General features: G+C 64.5%; 15 protein-coding genes, 3 pseudogenes and 1 other annotated feature. Of the genes and pseudogenes, 3 read left to right on the forward strand and 15 right to left on the reverse strand.

Features of this window, described 5'->3' with window-relative positions; all coding sequences use genetic code 11:
• The first annotated feature begins 85 nt into the window (after window positions 1-85).
• Entirely contained in the window at window positions 86-1,972 is a 1,887-nt protein-coding gene (locus BN1187_RS13960; protein WP_173424979.1) for a DEAD/DEAH box helicase, read from the forward strand.
• 180 nt (window positions 1,973-2,152) lie between these two features.
• Here BN1187_RS13960 and BN1187_RS13410 read toward each other — a convergent pair whose 3' ends face one another.
• The 13 genes and pseudogenes from BN1187_RS13410 to BN1187_RS13480 all read right to left on the reverse strand — a co-directional run bounded on the left by BN1187_RS13410 (window position 2,153) and on the right by BN1187_RS13480 (window position 16,555).
• A complete protein-coding gene (locus tag BN1187_RS13410) occupies window positions 2,153-2,608 on the reverse strand; it encodes a hypothetical protein (protein ID WP_040162439.1) in 456 nt (151 codons plus the stop codon).
• A 627-nt stretch (window positions 2,609-3,235) separates the two neighbouring features.
• Window positions 3,236-3,547 (reverse strand): annotated as a pseudogene (locus BN1187_RS13415) (IS3 family transposase); the annotation flags it as partial.
• A 26-nt stretch (window positions 3,548-3,573) separates the two neighbouring features.
• A protein-coding gene (locus BN1187_RS13420) for an IS3 family transposase (protein WP_097677344.1) occupies window positions 3,574-4,835 on the reverse strand; the annotation gives its coding sequence in 2 pieces (ribosomal slippage) (window positions 3,574-4,493 and window positions 4,493-4,835; 1,263 coding nt in all).
• 64 nt (window positions 4,836-4,899) lie between these two features.
• Window positions 4,900-5,292, reverse strand: a complete 393-nt coding sequence (locus BN1187_RS15260; RefSeq protein WP_407667739.1) for a DDE-type integrase/transposase/recombinase — start codon at window positions 5,290-5,292, stop codon at window positions 4,900-4,902.
• 114 nt (window positions 5,293-5,406) lie between these two features.
• Window positions 5,407-5,825 (reverse strand): annotated as a pseudogene (locus BN1187_RS13435) (transposase); the annotation flags it as partial.
• Window positions 5,826-5,893: 68 nt separating this feature from the next.
• Window positions 5,894-6,514, reverse strand: a complete 621-nt coding sequence (locus BN1187_RS13440) for an IS3 family transposase (protein ID WP_040163475.1) — start codon at window positions 6,512-6,514, stop codon at window positions 5,894-5,896.
• Window positions 6,457-6,553 (reverse strand) — a sequence feature (AL1L pseudoknot). It overlaps the preceding gene by 58 nt.
• The gene (locus BN1187_RS13445; RefSeq protein WP_040162445.1) at window positions 6,511-6,825 is read right to left on the reverse strand and encodes a transposase; all 315 of its coding nucleotides are present in this window, start codon (window positions 6,823-6,825) and stop codon (window positions 6,511-6,513) included. (Overlaps the previous feature by 43 nt.) The genes BN1187_RS13440 and BN1187_RS13445 overlap by 4 nt, the downstream gene beginning before the upstream one ends.
• A gap of 472 nt (window positions 6,826-7,297) precedes the next feature.
• Window positions 7,298-8,224 (reverse strand): alpha/beta fold hydrolase, encoded by a 927-nt coding sequence (locus BN1187_RS13450; protein WP_040162447.1) that lies wholly within the window; start codon window positions 8,222-8,224, stop codon window positions 7,298-7,300.
• 1,790 nt (window positions 8,225-10,014) lie between these two features.
• Window positions 10,015-10,773 carry a hypothetical protein gene (locus BN1187_RS13460; protein WP_235750677.1) on the reverse strand — a complete coding sequence of 253 codons (759 nt, stop codon included), beginning with the start codon at window positions 10,771-10,773 and terminating at the stop codon, window positions 10,015-10,017.
• A 32-nt stretch (window positions 10,774-10,805) separates the two neighbouring features.
• Window positions 10,806-12,857 carry a beta-galactosidase gene (locus tag BN1187_RS13465; protein WP_040162453.1) on the reverse strand — a complete coding sequence of 684 codons (2,052 nt, stop codon included), beginning with the start codon at window positions 12,855-12,857 and terminating at the stop codon, window positions 10,806-10,808.
• A gap of 56 nt (window positions 12,858-12,913) precedes the next feature.
• Window positions 12,914-13,876: an ABC transporter permease gene (locus BN1187_RS13470; RefSeq protein WP_040162455.1), complete on the reverse strand. Its 963-nt coding sequence runs from the start codon at window positions 13,874-13,876 to the stop codon at window positions 12,914-12,916.
• The gene (locus BN1187_RS13475; protein ID WP_235750678.1) at window positions 13,869-15,317 is read right to left on the reverse strand and encodes a sugar ABC transporter ATP-binding protein; all 1,449 of its coding nucleotides are present in this window, start codon (window positions 15,315-15,317) and stop codon (window positions 13,869-13,871) included. The genes BN1187_RS13470 and BN1187_RS13475 overlap by 8 nt, the downstream gene beginning before the upstream one ends.
• An 83-nt stretch (window positions 15,318-15,400) precedes the next feature.
• Window positions 15,401-16,555, reverse strand: a complete 1,155-nt coding sequence (locus BN1187_RS13480; protein ID WP_040162457.1) for a substrate-binding domain-containing protein — start codon at window positions 16,553-16,555, stop codon at window positions 15,401-15,403.
• Window positions 16,556-16,728: 173 nt separating this feature from the next.
• Here BN1187_RS13480 and BN1187_RS13485 point away from each other — a divergent pair, with 173 nt between their 5' ends.
• Window positions 16,729-17,841 carry a LacI family DNA-binding transcriptional regulator gene (locus BN1187_RS13485; RefSeq protein WP_052462726.1) on the forward strand — a complete coding sequence of 371 codons (1,113 nt, stop codon included), beginning with the start codon at window positions 16,729-16,731 and terminating at the stop codon, window positions 17,839-17,841.
• Window positions 17,842-18,335: 494 nt separating this feature from the next.
• Here BN1187_RS13485 and BN1187_RS13490 read toward each other — a convergent pair whose 3' ends face one another.
• Window positions 18,336-19,223 carry an alpha/beta fold hydrolase gene (locus tag BN1187_RS13490; RefSeq protein ID WP_040162459.1) on the reverse strand — a complete coding sequence of 296 codons (888 nt, stop codon included), beginning with the start codon at window positions 19,221-19,223 and terminating at the stop codon, window positions 18,336-18,338.
• Between the two features lie 709 nt (window positions 19,224-19,932).
• Window positions 19,933-21,063 carry a glycoside hydrolase 5 family protein gene (locus BN1187_RS13495; protein WP_040162461.1) on the reverse strand — a complete coding sequence of 377 codons (1,131 nt, stop codon included), beginning with the start codon at window positions 21,061-21,063 and terminating at the stop codon, window positions 19,933-19,935.
• A 410-nt stretch (window positions 21,064-21,473) separates the two neighbouring features.
• On the opposite strand from BN1187_RS13495, the pseudogene BN1187_RS13500 reads away from it, so the two are divergent.
• Window positions 21,474-21,779: pseudogene (locus BN1187_RS13500) on the forward strand (transposase); the annotation flags it as partial.
• Window positions 21,780-21,824 lie beyond the last annotated feature (45 nt).

The following is a 21,824-nucleotide window of genomic DNA, read 5'->3' on the forward strand; positions in this document are numbered from 1 at the left end:
GCCGGCGTCGCGCCCCGCGGCAACACCCCGCGCGGCGCGGGCTCGGGTGAGGCCCGATGAGGGGCGAGCCAGTAACGTCTACGGGGTGAACAACGAGAACCCCGCCCCCGAGGACGCCCCGATCGACGAGGTTGCCCCCGCTGAGGCGGTGCCGACGGCCGACGCGACGCCCGAATCCCCCGCCTCCACGGCGACTGAACCGCCCGCTGGCCAGGCATCGGAGTCGGAGGACGACGGCCCGTCCTTCGCCGACCTCATCTCCGACGAGCGGCTGCTCAAGGCCGTCCGCGACGTCGGCTATGAGAAGCCGAGCCCGATCCAGGCCGCGACCATCCCCGCGCTGCTGGAGGGCCGCGACGTCGTCGGGCTCGCCCAGACCGGCACCGGCAAGACAGCCGCGTTCGCGCTGCCCCTGCTGCAGCGGCTCGACCCCAAACAGAAGACTCCGCAGGCGCTCATCCTCGAGCCGACCCGCGAGCTCGCTCTGCAGGTCTGCGAGGCGCTGGAGAAGTACTCCGCGCGACTGCCCGGCATCCACGTGCTGCCGGTCTACGGCGGCCAGGGCTACGGCGTTCAGCTCAGCGCGCTGCGCCGCGGCGTCCACGTGGTCGTCGGCACGCCCGGACGCATCATGGACCACCTGGAGCGCGGCACCCTCGACCTGACCGGGCTGCGCATGCTGGTGCTCGACGAGGCCGACGAGATGCTCAACATGGGCTTCGCCGAGGACGTCGAGACGATCCTGGCCGATACCCCCGCCGAGAAGCAGGCCGCGCTGTTCTCGGCGACGATGCCTCGCCAGATCCGCCGGCTCGCGGAGAGCTACCTCACCGATCCGGTCGAGGTGAACGTCAAGGGCAAGACCGCGACGGCGCCGAACGTGCGGCACCGCTACCTGATCGTGTCCTACCCGCAGAAGGTGGACGCCCTGACCCGCATCCTCGAGGTGGAGAACTTCGAGGGGATGATCGTGTTCGTCCGCACGAAGACCGAGACGGAGACCCTCGCCGAGAAGCTGCGGGCGCGCGGATTCTCCGCCGCGGCGATCAACGGCGACGTCAACCAGGCCCAGCGCGAGAGGACGATCGGGCAGCTGAAGTCGGCCAAGCTCGACATCCTCGTCGCCACGGACGTCGCCGCCCGCGGCCTGGACGTCGACCGCATCAGCCACGTCGTCAACTACGACATCCCCACCGACACCGAGTCGTACGTGCACCGCATCGGGCGCACCGGCCGCGCCGGACGCAGCGGCGAGGCGATCTCGTTCGTCACCCCGCGCGAGCGGCACCTGCTGCGCTCGATCGAGAAGGCGACCCGACAGACGCTGGAGCAGATGCCCCTGCCGACCGTCGAGGACGTCAACGCGACCCGTCTCAACCGCTTCGACGACGCGATCACCGCGGCGCTGGCCGACGACCGGCTCGGCTTCTTCCGCGACGTCGTGGAGCACTACGTCAACGAGTTCAACGTCCCCGAACTGGACGTCGCCGGCGCGCTGGCGACGGTGCTGCAGGGCGACGCCCCCATGCTGCTGGAGCCCGACCCCGAGCCGCGCAGCCGGGACCGCTTCAAGGACTCCGACCGCGCTCGCGGCGAGAGCGGACGCGAACCGCGCAATCGCCGCACCGGTGGCCCGATGGCGACCTACCGCATCGCGGTCGGCCGTCGCCACAAGGTGCAGCCCCGGCAGATCGTCGGCGCGCTGGCGAACGAGGGTGGCCTCGCCCGCGAGGACTTCGGGCACATCGACATCCGCGGGGACTTCTCGCTGGTGGAGCTGCCCGCCTCGCTCCCCCAGCAGGTCTGGGACGCGCTGCGCTCCACCCGCATCTCGGGCAAGTTGATCGAGCTGCGGCCGGACAAGGGCGGACGCTTCGATTCGGACAGGGGCGGTCGGTTCGACAAGGGCGGCCGCTTCGACGGACCGAAGGGGTACGGCAAGAAGGACAGGAAGTTCAAGAAGAAGTTCTAGGGCGGCGTCCGTCCGGGGACGGCGCACGGCTCGGGACGGCAAGCCAGGGCGAGGACGCAACGTCGCGTCTCGCGCGTGGTTCGAACCGACATCGCAGAAGTGACCGACAGCCGAGCGGCTGACGATGTCGGGTTCGACGCCTGAGGCGCGACGGCATCCTCGTCGGAGCGGCTGGCCTGCTCAGGCGCGGCCGCGGCGCGCGTGCATCGGGAGCCAGACGCTCAGCGCCATGACGACCATCGCGAGCGGGACGTGCACGGCCGCGAGCTGATCGGCGCCGTCGTCCGTGATGAGGCCACCGAGGTGGCCCACCCCCGCGAGGAGGACGGTCAGCAGGAGGGCGCCGATCCACAGCCCCCGCTGGGCCCGCAGCTTCCACAACGCCCACACGGTCGTGATGACGGCGAGCGCGATCACGGCCTTCGCGCCGGTGTCGTGCACCTGCACCCAGTACTCAGGCCGCGGGTCCTCGGCGAGGAACATCCCGGCCCAGAGGCCCTGGAGCATGATGCCGAGCGCGGTTAGCCCCGACAGGACGCCGAAGACCCTGCGGGCGGCGGCGTCGGTAGCGCGGGGGTTTTCGGGACGGGAGACGGGATCTCCCGTGCGGGGGTCGGTCGCGGTGGTTTCAGCCATGGCGGGGCCTCCGATTCTCGATGTGCTTCTGTGCTGGCTGCTGCCCGGTCAGCGCGCTCGTTTCCCGGCCGTCGGCGGGGGTCCCCGGCTGAGCGGCGTGCGTGATGTGGCGCAACTCAGTCCTGACAACGAACTCGGTGACTCGGCGCGAGGCCAGGTCAGCCGATGTCACCAGTCTGCGTTCCGTAGGTAAGGGCACGGTAAGGATCGAGAACCCGCCAGCGGTGGGGATCGGCTTCGGTGAGGGCGGGCGTCCACGGAAACGAAAAGGCCCCGTTTGGCGCTTGTACTGCGCGAAACGGGGCCTCGATCTGGCGGGCTGGCGACAGAAAGCCAGCCACCTGGCATGACGCGGCTCGCCTCGGTCTACGTTTCCCGGCAGTTGAGCTCGGATTTCCCGTGCCCATCTTCGGAGCGCAAGCTCCGGCATCGCGCGGGACCGGCAGCTCTGTAGATGGCGCCGCCGTCCTCGGCCGAACTACCGCTGTCCCTTGAGCCAGTTCAAGACGCCGCGGGCGCCCGACACCATCTCAGTGGAGCCGCCCGTCTGTCCGTCGTCATCCTCATACAGGTAGTCGCACTTGATTCCGGGCTCGGGACTGCTGCACGATTGGTGACAGTTTGTAGTCACGCAGCCTGATCGGCTGTGCGAGTCATGGTGGTCTCGTACTCGATGGGCGTCAATCTGCCGAGGCGGTCTTGTCGACGGCGTCGGTGGTAGGTGCGTTCGATCCAGGTCACGATCGCGATCCGCAACTGTTCGCGGGTGGCCCAGCGGCGGGTGTTCAGGACGTTCTTTTGCAGTAGGGCGAAGAAGCTCTCCATGGCTGCGTTGTCGCCACAGGCACCGACTCTGCCCATCGACCCGACGAGCTGGTGGTCCTTGAGTCGTGTGACGAATTTACGGCTGCGGAATTGAGATCCGCGATCGGGCCCTACCCCCGGAACTTGGACACAGGGTGTGATTACGCGGCGGTCGGCAGCGTAGCGGCCCGGCGGGCCTCGTAGGTGGACGGGGACAGGTAGCCGCACCAGGTGTGACGGCGGCGGGTGTTGTAGCGGACGAGCCACCTGAAGACCTGCCGGCGGCAGGTCAGCTCGTCTGTCCAGCAGGCGGCGTCCTGAAGGACCTCGCGCTTCATCGTGGCGTTGAACGACTCCGCGAGCGTGTTGTCGGCGGACGATCCGATGCCGCCCATGGATTGGGTGACACCGAGCTTCCTGCACAGCTTGGCGTAGGCCTTGGAGCAGTAGACCGACCCGTGGTCGCTGTGGAAGATCGCGCCCTTGAGGCTGCCCCGGGTCGCGGCCGCTGCGTTGAGGGCGTCCTCCACGAGCTCGGTGCGCATGTGGTCGGCGATCGCCCAGCCGGCGAGCCGGCGTGAGTAGCAGTCGATCACGGTCGCCAGGTACAGGTTCGTCCCGTCGGCCAACGGCAGGTAGGTGATGTCCCCGACGTAGCGCCGGTTCGGGCGCTCGGCGGTGAAGTCCCGCTTGAGCAGATCCAAATACTTCTGCCCCGACGGCTCGGGGATCGTGGTCCGCACCCGCCGCTTCTTCGCGTAGCCACGGATGCCCTCGAGCCGCATCACCCTGGCCACGCGCTTGTGGTTCACGCGCTCACCGGCAGGGGCGTTGTCGTTGAGCTCGGCGGTGATCCGCGGCGCCCCCTGGGTGTCGTCCTCGGCATGAACGGCCCTGATCCGCGTCGCGAGCTCAGCATCTGCCCGGGCGCGCTCTGCGCGAGCGGGGGCGGCGTTGAGCCAGGCGTAGCAGGACGAGCGCTCGATCTCGACGAGCGCGCACAGTCGCTTCACCTCGAAGGTGGCGGAGTTGTCGGCGACGAACTGGAAGCGACTCACCAGCGCGTCTCCCCGGCGAAACACTTGGCCGCCCGCTGGAGAATCTCCCGCTCGGTGGTGAGCTTGGTCGTCTCGGCACGTAGCGCCGCGTTCTCGGCCTCGAGTCGGGCGATCCTCTGCTCGGGCGCCTCACCCTCGGGTACCGCGGGGCTCGGCCCTGGAGGCTTGGACTGCAACGGGCTGGAGGTCAGCGTTCCGTCGGCGGCGGTCTTCTTGCCCGTCCCGTAGACCTCGAGCCAGCCCCGCAGCGTGCCGCGCACGATGCCGAGGTCCTCGGCGATGCCGCGGACCGTGGCGCCCGGGGTGGACTCGTACAAGTCGACGGCCTGACGACGAAACTCCTCGGAGTAGTTCTTCCTGGCCATGGTTCTCGGATCATCTCGCTTCCCCAGCACCACGTGCTGGATTCAGCGTGTCCAAGAACCGGGGTCAGGCCCCATCGCTGTGCACGATGCACCCGGCCACGCCCACATCATCGGCTGTCCGGCGTGAGACGGCCGAATTCAACGCTGCCACAGCGAGTTTGGACTTCATCCGGGAATCGATTGAGTATCCGACGATCCTTCCGGAGCAGGCGTCCTTGATCGCACACAAGTACAGCTTCCCTTCGTTGGTCTTGTGTTCGGTGATGTCGGTCAACCACACCGTGTTCACCTGTTCGGCGGCGGTGAAGTCGTGCCGGGTGCGGCCCTTGTCATCCTCGAACGCGAGCAGATCGTCATGCACCGGCGGTCCGGGCCGCGGTCGACCAGCCCGTTTCTTGGCGAACACCGACCACCACGAATTGGCCGAGCAGATCGCCCACGCCGTTCGCGGGCTCATCTGCTGGCCCTCGTCGCCGGCCTCGTCGCGGCAGTACCGGTATCCGAACGCCGGGTCGTCACGGTGGGCGTCGAACAACGCGTTCGCCCGGTACGCCCACGCCAACTCGGCGTCACTGACCGGGCACGCCAGCCACCGGTAGTACTGCTGGCGACACAATCTCAGGACCCGGCACGTCACCGTCACAGGCACCCGGACCGGGTGCTCATGCGCGGCCAACTCGCGGACGAGCGGGAACATCATTTTGGGGGCAGATTCGCCTGCGACAGATAGGCCGCGGCGCGACGCAGCACCTCGTTCTCCTGCTCCAACAGGCGGTTTCGCCGTTTCAGCTCGCGCAGCTCCGCATTATCCGTCGCGGTCGTGCCGGGCTTGTTCCCGTCGTCGACGTCGGCCTTGCGCAGCCACTTGTTCAACGTCATCTCGTGGATCCCGAAGTCCTTGGCGACCTGTGCCAACGTGACGCCCGCTTCGCGGGCGCGCGCGACGCGCACCACGTCGTCGCGGAACTCTTTCGGATAGGGCTTGGGCATCACAGCATCCTTCCAGGCCGCCCTGCCAGGCAAGCCAGATCAGATGTCACCTATCCGTGCAGCAGTCCCTATTGGGCCCCGCGGTCGCTGTGATGGATCAGTCCGCTTTGGCAGCGCACGGCGCCACTGGTCAGCAGTGCGTGCTCCAGCGCCAGCAGGGGCAGGCCGTCGGTATGGAGGGTCGCAGCGACCGCCCATCCGACGATCTTGCGAGTGCATACGTCGGTGATGAACGCGACGTAGCAGAATCCGGCGAGGATCCGCACGTAGGTCATGTCAGCGACCCACAGGCGGTTCGGCTGCTCTGCAGTAAAGCGCCGCTCGACCAGATCCGGGCGGGCATCGGGCACGTGAGTGGGGTATGTGGTGACCGGCTTCCGGCCACGCCGTACCCCCTGAAGGCCAGCTCCTCGCATAAGGCGGGCGACCTGGTCACGGCCCATATCCCAGCCAGCGCGCCGCATCGCATGGTGCATCTTCCGCACCCCGTAGACGCTGTAGTTCTCGGCGTGGATGCGCCGGAGCTCCGGCAGGAGAACCTCATCCCGCAGAGCTCTGGCCGAGGTTGGGCGTGCCTTGGCGGCCCGGTAGCCGCGGGAGGTGATGAACCCACACTCTGTCGCGCTAAGCACGCGGCAGATGGCCTCGACCCCGAACCGATCACGGTGCTCGTCGATGAACCGGATCATCTCGTCGTGGGGCGGTCGAGTTCCGCGGCGAAAAAAGCCGAGGCCGCTTTGAGGATCTCGTTGGCACGGCGAGCTTCAGCCAGTTCACGGCGCAAACGCCGGTTCTCCTCCTCGAGCGACTCGCTGCTGCCAGCGGACGGTTCGGTGGGGCCGTAGCGGTTGCACCAGATCCTCAGCGTCTCCGTGCCGACACCGAGCTGCGGGGCGATGGCACGTATCGACTCTGCACGTGGGCCGCCCTCGCGCGCCTGGCGGTCGTAGACCATCCGCACGGCGCGGTCACGCAGCTCGGGACTGAACTTCTTGGGCATACTCCGATTCTCCTTGCTGAGACTCGGAACGAAACCCAGGGCGCTTCACGCCGGACAGACCATCACCGCCCACCCAAAAATCGACGCCGAAGCCGCCAACGTCATCGAGAAGATCTCAGGGCACTAAAAGCCCTTAAGCCCGAGCTCTACGGCTGCCGGCCATGACCGGTTCGGGCCAAAGCCCGCCGCGAGGTCGCTTACTGAATCGGGATCGTCTACAACCGTTGCCGCGTGCACTCGGGCCTCGACAGCACCAGCCCGGTCGCGTTCGAGAAAGCCATCGAGACCGTCGAGGGCGAGACCGGAGAACACGCTGATCAGGCCCAAGCAACTTGAATAAACCGTCAACGATTGCGGGCCGGCCCACGGCCCTACAAGCCAGCCCTTCAGCATGCCTGGCCCCGTACCCGGCCCTCGAATCAGTCCGCCCCCGCTGCCCCAGCCCCGCCCGGGGCAGCGGGGAAGACGTAGGTTAAACTCTCGTCGACTTGTCGAAACGCGTCACGATCTCGACAAGCGCGTCCGGATTCTCCTCGGCGATCCAGTGTCCCGACGCCGGGACCGCCTCGAAGTGAACGTTTTCAGCCACCTCGAGACCCATAGCTTCCGTCACCTCGCTGAACAGGCTCATTTCTCCGCAGAGTCCGAGGGTGGGGACCGTGAGCTTTCCGCCTTCCTCAATTGCGGCCTGAGTGTCGAGCGCATCCTGGTCGAACGCACGGTAGAGGTCGAAGCCGGCGCGCATGGCGCCCGGTTCGTTGAACTGCCGAGCGAAGTACTCCGTGTCTACCGCGGTCGGCTTGAAGCCGAGCTTGTCGTAGAAGTGCTGCAGGTACCAGCGCTCGCGCCCGGCCGTGAGCGCCTCCGGAAGGTCGAAGATCCGGTGAAACGAGAAATGGAATAGCGTGGGGTCGTTCTTCATCTTCTCGTGGATCGTCGTCCCAGGAAGCGGCGCCTCGCCGTAGCCCATAGCTCGTGTGTCGTCGCGATAGCGGAGCGCGTACGCGGTGGCGAGTTGGCCGCCGAGGTCGTGCCCCATCACAAAGGCTGGCTCAGTCAACCCCAGGTGGTCGAAGAGGAGGCAATGGATGTCCTCCGCCATCGACCGCTTGTCGTAACCACCGCGGGGCAGCTCGGAAACCCGCGGGTCGCTGGTCAAACCGTAGTCCTGGCGCGGCCTGGAAGTATTCCCCGCGCCGCGGTAGTCAGGGGCGATGACACGGTAACCCGCCTCGGCGAACATCGGAATGACGTGTCGCCACTGCCAGGCCGTCTCCGGCCAGCCGTGAAGCAGAACGAGCGTGTTTGTGCCCTCGCCGGCGTGGAAGTAATGCATGCGGACGCCGGTGCTGAGTAGGGCGGTGCCTGATTCTAGGGTAATCGAACTGGTATCTGACATGAAATCCAACTCCTATTGGCTGTAGAACGATGTGGGGTTGGCGCCTGCTGAGTATCAAGAATGCTGCTTTTCTAAGCCAACCAAGTACACCTCCTCCTCAAGAGCACATGCTCCTCGAGTGAGCTGTACATCGCGATGAAGTGCCGCCAGGTGGATGCCGGTCAACTCGATCCCATGGTCGTCGAGTGCCCACTGGAACACCGAGAGTTCACTTCCCATGGGTAGCAGATTGCCGGCGAATAGCTCCATCCTCATAAAACCGCTGGCTGCGATCACCTCAAGCGTGGGGTCGACTTCCCGGGGTGAGGTAGAAACCGAACGAAATGCCGGTCGCCGCGCCCTGCACCCGCAGAGCTCCACCCCTGGCGTTCGCTCCATACGCGAGCTCATCGTCTGCTCGCCTCCTCGGTGAGACGTGTAAAATAGCGTAGGGCTTCTGACGGGCCAAAGTCAATGGGCTCTTCAGAGTTGAGTGTGGGGTAACCCGTCGAGGCCTCCGGTGATGAGGAGCTTTCGGAGGCGGTAGTGCTCGAAGCTCGGAACCCGCGGGTGATGCTGTCCCGCGTCAAGTGATTGGCAGGGTTTCGGGCTCAATACCGACTCTCGCCGTGGAGCCGTCAGGGTTGAACCAGTCGAAGCAGTTGTCATGAAGTCGCCGTTTGGCGAGGTTGCGACGGGTACCATGACCGTTACCCGCGGCAGTCCTGCGCAGCCCACCAGTTCGGCTGGCCAAGCTTAGCTCGACAACGACTCCGGATGAAGACCGAGCTGACCGAGCTCGAGACGAAAAGCATCCGCACGCACGCGCCCACCATACCGAGCCCAAATAGTATGACTTCTGGGCGGCGCTGGCCGAGCTGGCGGCCAGCCAGATCCGCGACCAACTCCGCGCAGCGGGCATCCCGGCCTTGGTCACCCACCGCGCCAAAGACCCCGCCAGTCTGCAGACCAAGGTCCGCAACCTCCTGATCAAGGAGCCCGACGCCGATCTCGAGGTCCGCATCGTCGACTCGGTGGTGCCTTGGTGGAGTCGTGCGGTGACCTGTCCGCTCGGGACGACCCAGAGGTCCCTGCCAGCCCCGCGGGGGTATCCTTCGGCGACGAGCTCACCATCGAATGCCACGGTCATTACTCCAAGGTCCACGGTGGCCTCAGGGAGTTCAATGCCGAGCGGCACGCGCGCTTCCACGTGGACGAGGTCGCCGCTGCGGCCGGTGATCGGGCTGGTGGTTGCCATGCCCGAGGGGATCTCAATCTTGTCCCTCTCAAGGGTCGTGGGCGATTCGTCGAGGAGGCGGGCCATGAGCTGGATCCCCAGGCACAGTCCGTGGTCGGCCAGCAGCGTTGGCCGCAGGTAGAGCCGGGCGGCCGCTTCGTCCTGGAGCCGGGCCAGTGCCCTGGCCGTGGGGACCAAGCGATCGACGAACGCTCTTGCTGACGCGTCGAACTCCCGCAGCAAGTCCGGGGCCATCTGGGGGATGGGCCCGCACTCGGGGGCGACGCCCAACCTAAGCCCACTTACCCCACGACACCACAGGGGTGCGGGCGGCAAGCGGCCCTTACCCTCGAACCAGGTCATCTGCCCTCCGGGGACCGCACGCGGCACCTCCGGGAGCCCCACCAAAACCGGGTCTGCCTGCGATATCGTGTGCGCGGAGCAGGCACGGATGTGGTCAGCAGTGTGTGGGATATCTCTATCACCAGAGCGTCAAGAACCTGTCAGCCACCAACCGCGATGCGACGTGGCCGGGACGCCCTAAGGTGTCCCGGCCACGTCGCCTCTGAGTGGGTCAGCCCACGCGCTCGACCTTGAAGTCGTCGCCGAGCTCGGCCAGGACTGCGGCCTTGTCGTCAGCAGCCAGGAATCGCTCGGCTGCGTCACGGGTGGCACTCACCACGAGCCCAACCTTGCCCTCGCGTCCGTTGGCGAAGGTCACCAGACGCTGGGTGACCTCAGCACGGTCGCCATGGATGTCGACCAGGCTCGGGTCCGCGGTTCCGATCGAGATGACCTTGCGGTCACCGTCGAAACGCAGGATGAGACTCGTCCACAGGGCGCCCTCGTCGTGCACGGCCAGCACGGCTGTGCTGTCCGGCGCCACGAATGCCTCCGCAGCCGCAACCACGTCGTCATGCGATGCGCCCAGCTTCCACTGCAGGCCCAGGGTCTGGTCGGCCGGTTCCGGGGCCGTCACGATCGACGACGAGTAGCGGTCGCGCAGCAGGCTCCAGGAGCGGGAGACGAAGACGTCGAGGTCTTCGTCGGCCTGCCAGGCGTTCTGGTACTCGGCGAAGTACTCGTCCATCGCGTCGCGCTCGGCGACCAGCACGAAGTCCGCGGTCTCGCGGTTGGCTTCGTAGAGGGCATCGGCCGCGGCCTGCAGGTCGTCGACCTTCGCCGGGGCCTGAGCCACCTCGGCGCCGTGGGTGTGGCGGCACTTGACCACCTCACCCTTCTCGAGCAGGCACACGACCCGGCGGGCGCCCTTGGCGGAACGCAGCAGCAGGTGCTGCGCATTGCGCCACTGGTCCACGTCCAGATCGGCCATCAAAACATCACCGTGAAGCATTGGAGTTCCTTTCAGCTCTTCAGCGAGCAGTCGTAGACGTTGATCGAGTAAGCGGGCATGGAGGCCTGCAGCTGGCTGCCCTGGACGGTGCCCGGCTGGCCGGACCACAGCTCGGTGCCCTTGTCGGCCTCGAAGGGCAGTTCGACACTGGCTTCGATGGCTTCGGCGGTCGGATTGGCGATGAAGACCACTCGACGCTTCTCGTCGTTCAGGTCCACGTGGACGACCACGTCAAGGCGGGGATCGCTCTTGCCGACGGTCGGCACTTCGGCCGCGGCGCAGGCCTGCTGGAGGACTACCCCGGCATCTTCGCCGTCCTTGACGACGAACCACTTGCCCTGGCCGGACTCGACAGCGTCCTTGAGGATGGTGCAGGGGTTCATCTGGGAATCGAGCTCGGGCAGCTTCGGGCCGATCACGGCGCAGCCACCACCGGCGACGAAGTCCACCAGCGCCTGCTGGGTCTTCTCGTCGAGGTAGTCCAGCGTCGGCAGCACGATGATGCGTCGCTGTCCCCAGCGGGCGGGTGCCAGGTCCGTGTCGGAGATCACGAAGTCGTGACCACCGGCGGAAAGTGCCTCGAAGTAGGCGCCGAAGGCCTTGCTCTTCTCCAGCTGCACAGGAGCGTCGAAGCCCAGCTTCTCCTCGCTGATGGTCAGCGGGTTCGCGTACTCGCTGAAGCCCGAGGGTGTCTCCAGGAAGTCGCCCGGGAAGGAGACCAGCACCGAGGCGGCCTCGAGCCGGTCGTACTCGCGGTTGGCCAGCAGGAGCACCTGCGCGTCACGACGCAGGCCCGTGAAGCCGCCCTCGGACTGCATCCGGTTGGCATTGCCGAACATCTCGGCGTGGTCCTCGCGAACCCGGCCGTCGCGACGGATCGGGGAGTCGAGCCACCGGTCACGCTCCACCAGCATGTAGCGGCTGAATCCCTTGATGCCCTGCATCAGCGCGGCCTTGGTGACGAATTCCTCGTCGTAGAGCTCGCCCGGGTTGAGGTACCAGGGCCACACACCCGCGATGAACTCAGGGATGTAGGGGAAACGGCTGGTGCCCACCACGTAGGAGCCGACCGTCTTGACGTGGCTGTAGAGCTCCTTGCGGGAGTAGATGTCGAAGCCGACGAAGTCGAGCTTCTCCTCCAGCTTGGCGATGTTGAACGGCGTGGTGAAGCCAGAGGCAGCGCCACCGGGGCCGAGCGGGTGGGGGTAGTTGTGGAACAGGGCGATCTGGTCCAGACCACGCTCGCGCATCATCCCCGCCAGCCGGTCCATCGACGTGATCAGGTATTCCTCGCGGTACTCCACCCAGTCAGCCAGACGGGGGATGTCCTTCTTCGCCTTGGCCTCGAAGCGACGCGGAGGCTCGATCTCGCCCTCGCTGCCGTAGGAGGTTCCGTAGGCCTTGTTGATGCCGTCCAGACCACCGTGCTTGTCCTGAAGGAAGGAGCGGTAGAGGGCCAGCGAATCGTCGCTGTAGTCGGCTGCATAGGCATTGATGCAGAAGAAGTAGGCCATCTCGTTGTCGACCTGCGCTGCAACGATGCCGCCCTTGGGGTAGCAATGACGCGCCAGGATCTCGCAGATCGCGTCATACCACAGCGCGGTCTCCTCGAAGAACTCGTCCGCGGCGTAGTTGACCGCCGGGATCGGCTTGGGCACCTGGGTGAGAACCGTGCGCCCACCCTTGGCGTTGCGCATCTGGAGCTTCTCGTTCTCCAGGATTCGCTTGGGGTATCCGAACCAGGTCAGCTCGGAGTTGATCTGCGGGCCGGGGCGGACGATGACCCGGAAGTCCTTCTCCTCGCACAGGGTCAGGAAGGCGTCGATGTCCTTGTTGCCCGAGAAGTCGAAGACTCCCCGCTCCACCTCGTGGATCTCCCACGGGATGTAGATCGAGATCATGTTGAAACCCATGCCCTTGACGGATTCAAGGATCGAGTCCCACTTGTCTCGGTCGAGCCTCCAGTAGTGCACGGCACCGCCGTAGAGCGAGACCGTTTCGCCATTGACACTGAAGGCGCTCTCGCCAACCGACACGGGCCGGTTGTCCGTCTGCTTCTCCATCATTCTTCCTCTCTCCGTTACTGCGGACAGGTCTGTGGTTACTGCTGGTTGGATGGTCAGTTCTTGCGGGCCAGGGCGACGGCGAGGATGATGATCACGCCGCGGATGATCTGCTGCTGGGAGGTGTCCAGTCCGGCGAGGATCAGCCCATAGTTGATGGTCGCCATGAGCAGCGCACCGAAGAAGGTGCCAATCACCGACCCGCGCCCTCCGGCCAGCGCGGTGCCGCCCAGGATCACCGCGGCGATGGCATTCATCTCGTCGCCGGCACCCCACTGGAACCGGCCGGACTGGAGACGACCGGCGTAGAGCATGCCTGCGATGGCCGCGCCCATGGAGCAGATCAACATCACACGAAAACGCACCCAGGAGGTCCGGATTCCCGAATATTCGGCCGCGACCGGATTGGCGCCGGTGGCCAGGATCTGGCGGCCGAACCGCATCTTCTTGAGCACCACGGTGCCGACGGCGACGAACAGCACCATCCAGATGATCAGCCCGGGGATGGGGCCGATGTTTCCGCCACCGAAGTTGGCGACGTAGGTGAGGTCCAGGATCGGCACCGGCGCCGACTTCGTCACCCACTGGGCGATACCAAAGGCGATGCCCATCATGGCCAGCGTGACCAAGAAGGACGGGATCCGGGCAAAGGCCACCAAGGCGCCGTTGATGCTGCCGATCACTGCTCCGAGGGCCAAACCTGCCAAGATGCCAGGTACCAGCCCGTAGTGGGACAGCGCCATGGCGGTCACGACACTCGCGAGCCCGGCGACCGAGCCGACCGACAGGTCGATCTCCGCCGCTGCGATCACCAGAGTCATCCCTACGGCGATCACCGAGACGATGGCTGCCTGGCGCAGGATGTTCCAGAAGCTGGCGGTGGACAGGAATCCCTCGTCACGAAGCAGCACCGAGAAGATGGCCAGGACCGCCACGAATCCTACGTAGATGATGTCCCGTCGCCAGTCGAAGCTGAAGCGCCTGCGTGACGCAGTAGCAGTGGCGGTTGACTCACTCATGGTTCACTCCTTGGACTGCCAGTTCGAGTGCCTGCTCGTCGGTGGTCTCGGTCGGGTCCAGCTCACGCTCGACGGTGGACTCGCGCATCAGCAGCAGGCGATCGCTCATGGCGAGCAGTTCTGGGTACTCGGAGGAGATGACAACCACCGCGTGGCCTTCAGCGGCGAAGGCGCGAATGGCTTCGATGATCTCCGCCTTGGTGCCGATGTCGACGCCAGCTGTTGGCTCGTCCATCACCAGGACCCGCGGGTCGCGGCTGATCCACTTGGCGAGGACGATCTTCTGCTGGTTGCCGCCGGACAGCAGTGATGCGGGCGCCTCAGGACGGGCCACCTTGATGCGGAACTCGTCCACCAGCCGACGGGCCAGGGAGCCGAGAGCACGGTCATCCACCCAGCCACCGCGACTGTGGTCCCCCAGATGGGGCAACTGCAGGTTGCTGTTGACCGAATGGCTCAGCACCAGCCCTTGGAGGCGACGGTCCTCGGGAACCAACACCAAGCGGTGCGCCAAGGCATCCCCGGGCTTGCCGATCTTCACCTCACGTCCGTCGATCCGCACCGTCCCAGCAGTGATCGCGTCGATGCCGAACAGCGCACGCGCCAGTTCGGTGCGGCCAGAACCCATCAGACCGGCCAGGCCCACGACCTCACCCTCACGGACCTCCAAGGACACGTCATGCAACCCGTTGCCAGCGGCCAGCCCCGCCAGCGAAAGCACCACGGGGCGATCAGTGCAGTCCCGTCGCGGCGGCGCTGCCATCGCAACGGTCCGCCCCACGATGCCCTCCACGATCTGCTCGGGCGTGATGTCGGCTAGCGCCGAGGTGAGCAGGTGCTTGCCGTTGCGCAGGATAGTGATCCGGTCCGCGATCTCGTAGACCTCCTCCATCCGGTGGGAGATGTAGACCACGGCGATACCGTCATCAGTGAGCCGCTCGACCAAGTCAAACAGCGCCCTGACCTCCTGCTGCGCGAGAGCTGCGGTTGGCTCATCCATGATCAGCACGCGGGCATCCTCGGCGAGCGCCTTTGCGATCTCGGTGAGCTGCCAGTAGGCGGTGGGCAGCGAGGCCATCGGCGCGGTGGGGTCCACGCTGACCTGCATCCGCTCGAAGATCTCCCGCGCCCGCCGCACCATCTGGCGGTCGTCGATCATGCGCCCGGTGCGCGGCTCGTCGTTGAGGAAGATGTTCTGGGCGACGGTCAGCGTGGGCACGAGGCTGAACTCCTGGAAAACCATGCCCAGCCCGGCACGCTTCGCGTCGTGGATACTGCCAAAGCGGCGCGGCTTGCCGGACACCTCGACAGTGCCTCCATCGAGCTGGTAGACCCCCTGAAGGATCTTCATCAACGTCGACTTGCCAGCACCATTGCCACCGGCCAGGGCATGAACCTCCCCCGCCACGACCTCGAAATCCACCCCGTCGAGGACCTTCACGCCAGAGAAGGACTTCGTAATCCCCCTCATGCTCACCAAGGGTGCCGCGCTGGGCCCTCCCCGCACGGCCTGGGACGCGGCGGTCACTTCTTCATCGCCTTCTGCAGATCGGCCGGCGGCTCGGAGTTGTAGACCTGCTTCCACGACTCCAGAACGTTGTCGTGGGTGACGGGCAGGGCATTGAGCGCGACATAGACCGGCGCCTTCTTGCCAATCAGCGCCCCAGCCCCGATACGCGCTTCGGTCACACCCTGCTGGTAGGGCTGCTGGGCGCCAAGACCGACGACCAGCTGATCCTGAGCAAGGGCAATGGCGACATTGGTACCCAGGTCCTCGGTGGAAATCTTGAGGTCATTGCGGCCGGCCGAGCGGGCCGCTGCCATCACACCCTCGGCGGGCACGTCCCACACCGCCCAGATTCCAGCCAGCTTGGGGTTCTGGCTGATCATCGCGTCAGCCACCTTCTGCGCATCACCGGCGAAGTCTGGGCCGGCAATCCCCTGGGACTTGACGATCTTCATCTCCGGGTACTGCTCCTCGACCACCTGGCGGAAGCCGTCGTACCGCTGCCGGGTGACGAAGAAGTCCGCCGAGTGGTAGATGACGCCGATGTCACCCTTGCCGTCGAGGGCCTTGGCCAGCAGATGGGCCGAAACAGCACCATTGCCGAAGTTGTCCGCGCTCACGACCGACTCGTAGTCCACGCCGCCCTTGAATCCCTTGGGGACGTTGTCCATGAAGACGAGCTTCGCTCCACTGGCAGTGACCTTGCGGTACGCGCTGGCCGTGGCCACCGGGTCGGTGGGAATGGACACGACGATGTCGGGACGTCTGGCCAGCACCGTCTCGATGTTGGACACCTGCTGACCTGGATTGAAGTTGGCGTCCGTGACCGCGATGACCTTGATACCAAGCCGCGCGAACTCTGCCTTGAGCCCCGCAATCTGGGCGGTGGCCCAGTCATTGCCGGCGTAGTGCATCACGAGCGCGGCGGTCGCGCCCTTGGCCTTGACCTGTGCAATCTCAGCATCTGTCAGTTCCACGTCGGAGGCATGCGCCGGCGCCTCACCATTCGGCCCCTTGCTCAGCACCTTGCCCTGGAGTTCCTTGAGGGCTGCATCCGCCTTGCTGCCAAGACCGCTGTCCGTGGTGCCACCGCTGCTCGATTCCACCGTGCACGCACTCGCGGTGCACAGCACACCCATACCGGCGACGAAGAGAAAGGTCCTTCTTTCCATGGTGGCTCTCCTTTGAGCTGTGTCGATCCCCCGCGGTGTGTCGGGGGGGGTCCGTTGCAGCCAGTGTGAACGTTCACCATCAGCGCGTCAAGAGGTTGGGCGAACGTTCACACTTTTCTCTGGGAGGCAACGAAATACGGATCGTCGCGGTTCCGGGCCCTAGAGTCGCCCTTATGGAACCCACGCCCCAGCCCCGCCGCCCGGGCCTGCAGGACGTCGCCAGGCTGGCCGGCTGCTCCTACCAAACCGTCTCCCGAGTGGTGAACAACAAGGGCGCCGTCAGCGAAACCACACGCCAGCGCGTGATGGCCGCCATCACGGAGCTCGGCTACCGCCGCAACGGCGCTGCCGTGGCGCTCAAGACAGCGCGAGCCGGAGCCATCGGCGTGGTGACTGACTCATCATGGCGCTACGGCCCCATGGGAGCCCTCCACGGCGTCGAGACAGCAGCCCGGGAAGCAGGCAAGCACGTCATGTTGTCCGTCCACGACCGCCACTCCTTCGGCTCGCTCCAATCCGCCCTCGACACCTTCCGTGACGCCTACGTCGACGGCCTGGTCATCATTGCCCCCTTCGCACGAGAGGCCGAACTCGCCTTGGCCTCCATCGAAAGCACCGGATGGGCTGGCGGACTACCCATCGTTGTCCTCGCCGCCGACCTCGCTCCTCTCCCTCACGTCGTAGTCGTCTCCGAGGACCAGTACGAGGGCTCCCTACGAGCCGTGGAGCATCTGATCAGCCTCGGCCACAAGAACATCGCCCATGTGGCAGGCAACCAAGAGTGGCTGGAGGGCCAAGTTCGACTCAAAGGCTGGCGAGACGCTCTGCAGGCCCATCATCTACCCGTACCAGAAATCATTACCGGTGACTGGTCCGGGGAGAGTGGCTACCAAGCTGGACGCCATATCGCAGACTTGAGGCCACGCCCTACGGCCGTCTTCGTAGCTTCCGACCTCATGGCCCTCGGGGTGATGCGTGCGCTTAGAGAGCGCCGCCTACGCATCCCACAAGACATCAGTGTCATCGGTTTCGACGACCACGAGTTCGCATCCCAGTTCAACCCCCCCCTCACCACAGTGCGACAGGACTTCGTGCAGATCGGGCGCCAGTGCTTGCTCGGCCTTCAAGATCCTGAGCGGGATTCTCTACGAACCATCTCACCCGACCTCATCATCCGGGAAAGCACTGCGCCACCCCCACCTTCGGGATCCCATAACGATGATCAAGCACGTGATCCGTCCACGGACACAACTGGGGCTACGATCCCAACCTCGGCGAGTCGATAGGTGTAGACAATCGCGCAGGAACGGAACTTGGCCGCTGTGATGCGCCAAGCCGGCGAGGTCATGCTGACGACGGGACGAGATCGCCTGTTCCAGTGCATCGAAGGCGAGGTCGGTGCGCAGACTGCTAAACACCCGCTCGCCATCGAGCCTGAGGACGTATTCAGTCGCCCCGGGAATAGTGAAGGGTCTGATCACCCGGGGCGACTCCATGCATATTCATGCATGTATCGCGGCACTACGGATATGCACGTTCACGCCAACACTCGTAGGTTCTGCAAACGACCGGGGCCTCCCGCATATCGCGGAGAAGCCAGAAAGTCTCTGTTTGTCTGACCTCTCACGAATGGTTGCGCGGTGAGGCCCCGGGCTGCCAGAGCTTCGTCCCAGATTGGGATCACACTACCGTCTGGCTCTAGGAAGATATCCTTGAGGCAAGTAATTCCCGCACCGATCGGCGGGCCTCCCCAGCCTCGTGGCTACGTTCCTTTGTCCGCTCATTCTCGCCGGCCAAGGAAGTCAAGGTAGGCGGACGCCAGCGCCTCTGGGTCTTCTTCGGCCAGCTGGTGTCCCCAGGGTAGGATCACGGCGCGCACGTCTTCAGCAACTTCGCGCATCTGGCGCTCGTTGTCGTCGCCAATGAAATACTCGCTGCCAACGGCGAGCACCGGCATCGTCAGCTTCGTCTTCGCCGACTCCTTGTTCTGGTCAGCGTCATCGAGGGTGGCTCGGTAGATCTCGAACATGCTGCGCAGCCCGCCCGGCGCGGAGTAGCAGCGCACATACTCGTCCAGCGCATCCGGAGTGATCGCCTGGGGGTTGTGGGTCTCATGCTTCATGAAGTAGTTGAAGTACTCCTTCTCTCGGCCCGTGATCAGCATTTCTGGGAAGTTGGGAACGCTGTAGAAGTTGATGTGCCAGAGCCACACGTAGGTGCTCACGTTCTCACGGGTAAGGAACGAGTAGTCTTCGAGGCCGAAGCCTGGAAGGATCATCTCTTGGTAGATTAGCTTCTTGACTCGCTCGGGGTACTGCGCCGTTACCTGATAAGCGGTCGCGGCTCCCCAATCTTCACCAGCGAGATAGAACTGCTCGTAACCCAAATGGGTAGCCAACTGGGCGATATCCTCGGCCATGTTCTTGGTGTCGAATCCACTCGCTGGACGCTCAGAGTCTCCGAGGCCGCGCAAGTCGGGAGCGATGACGGTGTAAAACGGGGTGAGCAGGGGAATGACTCGACGCCAATGATACGAGGTCTTCGGCACACCGTGCAGCAGGAAGAGCGGCTCCCCCTCGCCTGCAATCGAGTAGTGGAGCCGAACTCCATTAACGAGGGCCCGTCCATGCTTGGCGGGCACTCCGTTGTGATCAGCGATTATTTCCACGTTGACATCTCCTTCGATCCCAGTGGTTACTGGTCTCAAGCTGTCAGCTGATCATTTGCCACCATCTTTGGATACGCAAATTTTAACCAGACGCCTTGAGACTCTCTAATGATAGAGCTGCTAGCACACCTTTAGCAAGACCTTCCCCGCCACTGACAAGATCGCAAAGTCGAATCAGTCACGATTGGACGCCAAGCCGTACCTTGACGGCCGCGCCAGCCTCTGCGAATCACTGGACGCCCAGAATAACCTCTACTGGTCAACGGACTGCAAGTGCCACGTCGGCAGCAGACGGCGCGATTTCGGTGCCATGGCAAATGATCTCAAAATCGACGGGGGTCACATCACAACGATCTCACCGGGGAGCCGTCGTGGTTCAACCAGTCGAAGCGGTTGCCATGAAGTCCCGTTTGACGAGGTTGCGACGGGGGCGAGACCGTTACCCGGAGCAGTGCTGCGCAGCCCACTAGCTCGGCTGGCCGAGCTTAGCTCGACAACGTCTCCGAATGAATACCGAACTCGCGGAACTTGAGACGAAACGCATTCGCACGCGCGTGCCACCCATACCGATCCCAAATAGCCGTTCTTGACTTCTTCCTGGATCACCTCTGGCCAATCCCTAGCTTCCGTTACGCCAAACCATCCCACATATACAATCGGAGCCTCACCAAACCAAAGTCGATCCCGCCATTTCTTTTCAGAGTCTCGATCAACGTTCAGCGACGGTCTCCTTGGCAGCCTTGTTGGCCTCCCGAATACGGTCGGTCATCTCGGCGTAAAACTCATCCTGAGGATCCTTGATTCCCCAGCCGCGCCCGAGGTTCTCGATGTAGCCGCACCAGTGCCAGCCGATAATCCACGGTTCGGCCATGACGGTGGCGAGTCCGTTCTTGTAATCCTCGCCACGCTCCGCCTGGGTCTGCATATCGCTTGTGCGGTGGGGGTTCAACTCAGTGGGAACCCAGTTACCGATGTCGGCGATAACGACAGGCTTGCCTGTCAATTCGTGCCAGTGGCGCAAGTCGGAGATCATCGTGACGTACTCAGCGTCTGTCTTTCCGGTGAAGTATTGCACAGACAGCACGTCGACGAACGGTACCATCGCTCGCAGCACCGCCTCTGGGATGCCCTTATTGCCGTTGTATCGGTCCCCAAGGATGAGGTGGTTCGGATCGTAGCGGCGAATCGCTTCGGTGACGGTCTTATAATACTGTGTGGCGATCTCGAACAACTTGGTCTCGTGCTCTTCGGCAGAAAGGCCATCGAATCCGGGCCAAAACCGGCCAGAAGCATGGGGAAGCCACGCGGGGATGTCGACCAGGAAGTACCCGATTAGGTTCTGGCTGTTCTTATGATCGGAGACCATCCTTCGGGCGACCCAGTCTGCATATTTTTGGAAGTCCTCGCCATAGACGTCACGGAACGCGGGATGCCCGTTCCAGTCCTCGATCTCCTGCACTCGTAACTGCACAACGTAGGGCAGGCCAGCATCGAGTAGGTAGTCGTCGGGCCACGGGGCGGAGTGACCCAAATCGACGGGGTCACCAAACCAGTCCAGTGCCTCTCCCCAACCACCGCTGATGTATTGGCAGGTCCAGCCGATAGTGTTGAATTCGAGGTCCCGGAGGTCGCGAACTACGCCTTCAGTCCAACGCTTGCGCGATCCGTACTTCTTCTCAAAGACCTCCACATTGTGTGGATAACGCAGGTCACTGTCATCGAGATGATTCAGAGCCAGCGACACGAAGGGTTCACCCTGCGGGTCGACGAAACTCCAAGCACCGGAATCATTTTGCCGAACGGTGAAAAAGTCGGTTGTGCTAGATTCAGTGGGGATCATGGTGTTTTCTCCTTTGAAAATTCCATAATTTCTTGCTGCTCGACATCGCCCCGGTCACGACGCCCCTCATGACACGTGACGTCGACGCTGACGCCCATCCGGACGACCCTGGTCCTCATCATACCGATGATCAACTGTCTCACCAGAACTCCGATTATGAAACCCCTCCACTGAAAAATTTGACTCGGTGGAGCATCTCTCTCGGGATGCCATCGACCCCGAGAGCGCTGCCGATGCCCGGGACGGGAGTATCCGAGAAACGGTGTAAGTGGCTCCATCGCCCGCAAGGGCAGGAGGAGTCATGATGACCCGAGACAACCACCACCAGCAGCAGTGCGGAGGCCGTGGAGTCGGCCAGACTGGAGACTGTGACCCCAAACCCACCACCACCGCAGGATGAGCCGGCCGAGCTGGACAAGGCTCAGCGTGAAGCCGTCGCGCAGATGGTGCGCCAGGCCAAGGACGCCGGTATCGCCCTGACCGGCCCCGACGGCCTCCTCAAGACCCTCACGGCGCAGATCGTCGAAGCAGCCCTCGACGAAGAACTCAACGAGCACCTGGGCTATGACAAGCATGATCCCGTCGGTCGCGGGTCGGGCAACTCCCGCAACGGCACCCGCTCGAAGACAGTGATCACCGACAACGTCTGTGCCGTCAACATCCGGGTGCCGCGGGATCGCAATGGCACGTTCGAGCCACAGTTGGTCACCAAGCGCCCGGGCGGCTGCAACCTCTGAAGTGGGGCCAACCCCTTTTTCAGC

Origin of the sequence: Nigerium massiliense (assembly GCF_000826085.1) — a bacterium.
Lineage (GTDB): Bacteria > Actinomycetota > Actinomycetes > Propionibacteriales > Propionibacteriaceae > Propioniciclava > Propioniciclava massiliense.

Excerpts from the sequence above, each read along its gene's own strand:
- BN1187_RS13450 (WP_040162447.1), bottom strand. The coding sequence starts at position 8,224 with ATGTCAGATACCAGTTCGATTACCCTAGAATCAGGCACCGCCCTACTC.
- BN1187_RS13460 (WP_235750677.1), bottom strand. The coding sequence starts at position 10,773 with ATGGCCGATCTGGACGTGGACCAGTGGCGCAATGCGCAGCACCTGCTG.
- BN1187_RS13445 (WP_040162445.1), bottom strand. The coding sequence starts at position 6,825 with ATGCCCAAGAAGTTCAGTCCCGAGCTGCGTGACCGCGCCGTGCGGATG.
- BN1187_RS13410 (WP_040162439.1), bottom strand. The coding sequence starts at position 2,608 with ATGGCTGAAACCACCGCGACCGACCCCCGCACGGGAGATCCCGTCTCC.
- BN1187_RS15260 (WP_407667739.1), bottom strand. The coding sequence starts at position 5,292 with ATGAGCCCGCGAACGGCGTGGGCGATCTGCTCGGCCAATTCGTGGTGG.
- BN1187_RS13485 (WP_052462726.1), top strand. The coding sequence starts at position 16,729 with ATGGAACCCACGCCCCAGCCCCGCCGCCCGGGCCTGCAGGACGTCGCC.
- BN1187_RS13465 (WP_040162453.1), bottom strand. The coding sequence starts at position 12,857 with ATGGAGAAGCAGACGGACAACCGGCCCGTGTCGGTTGGCGAGAGCGCC.
- BN1187_RS13440 (WP_040163475.1), bottom strand. The coding sequence starts at position 6,514 with ATGATCCGGTTCATCGACGAGCACCGTGATCGGTTCGGGGTCGAGGCC.
- BN1187_RS13480 (WP_040162457.1), bottom strand. The coding sequence starts at position 16,555 with ATGGAAAGAAGGACCTTTCTCTTCGTCGCCGGTATGGGTGTGCTGTGC.
- BN1187_RS13495 (WP_040162461.1), bottom strand. The coding sequence starts at position 21,063 with ATGATCCCCACTGAATCTAGCACAACCGACTTTTTCACCGTTCGGCAA.
- BN1187_RS13470 (WP_040162455.1), bottom strand. The coding sequence starts at position 13,876 with ATGAGTGAGTCAACCGCCACTGCTACTGCGTCACGCAGGCGCTTCAGC.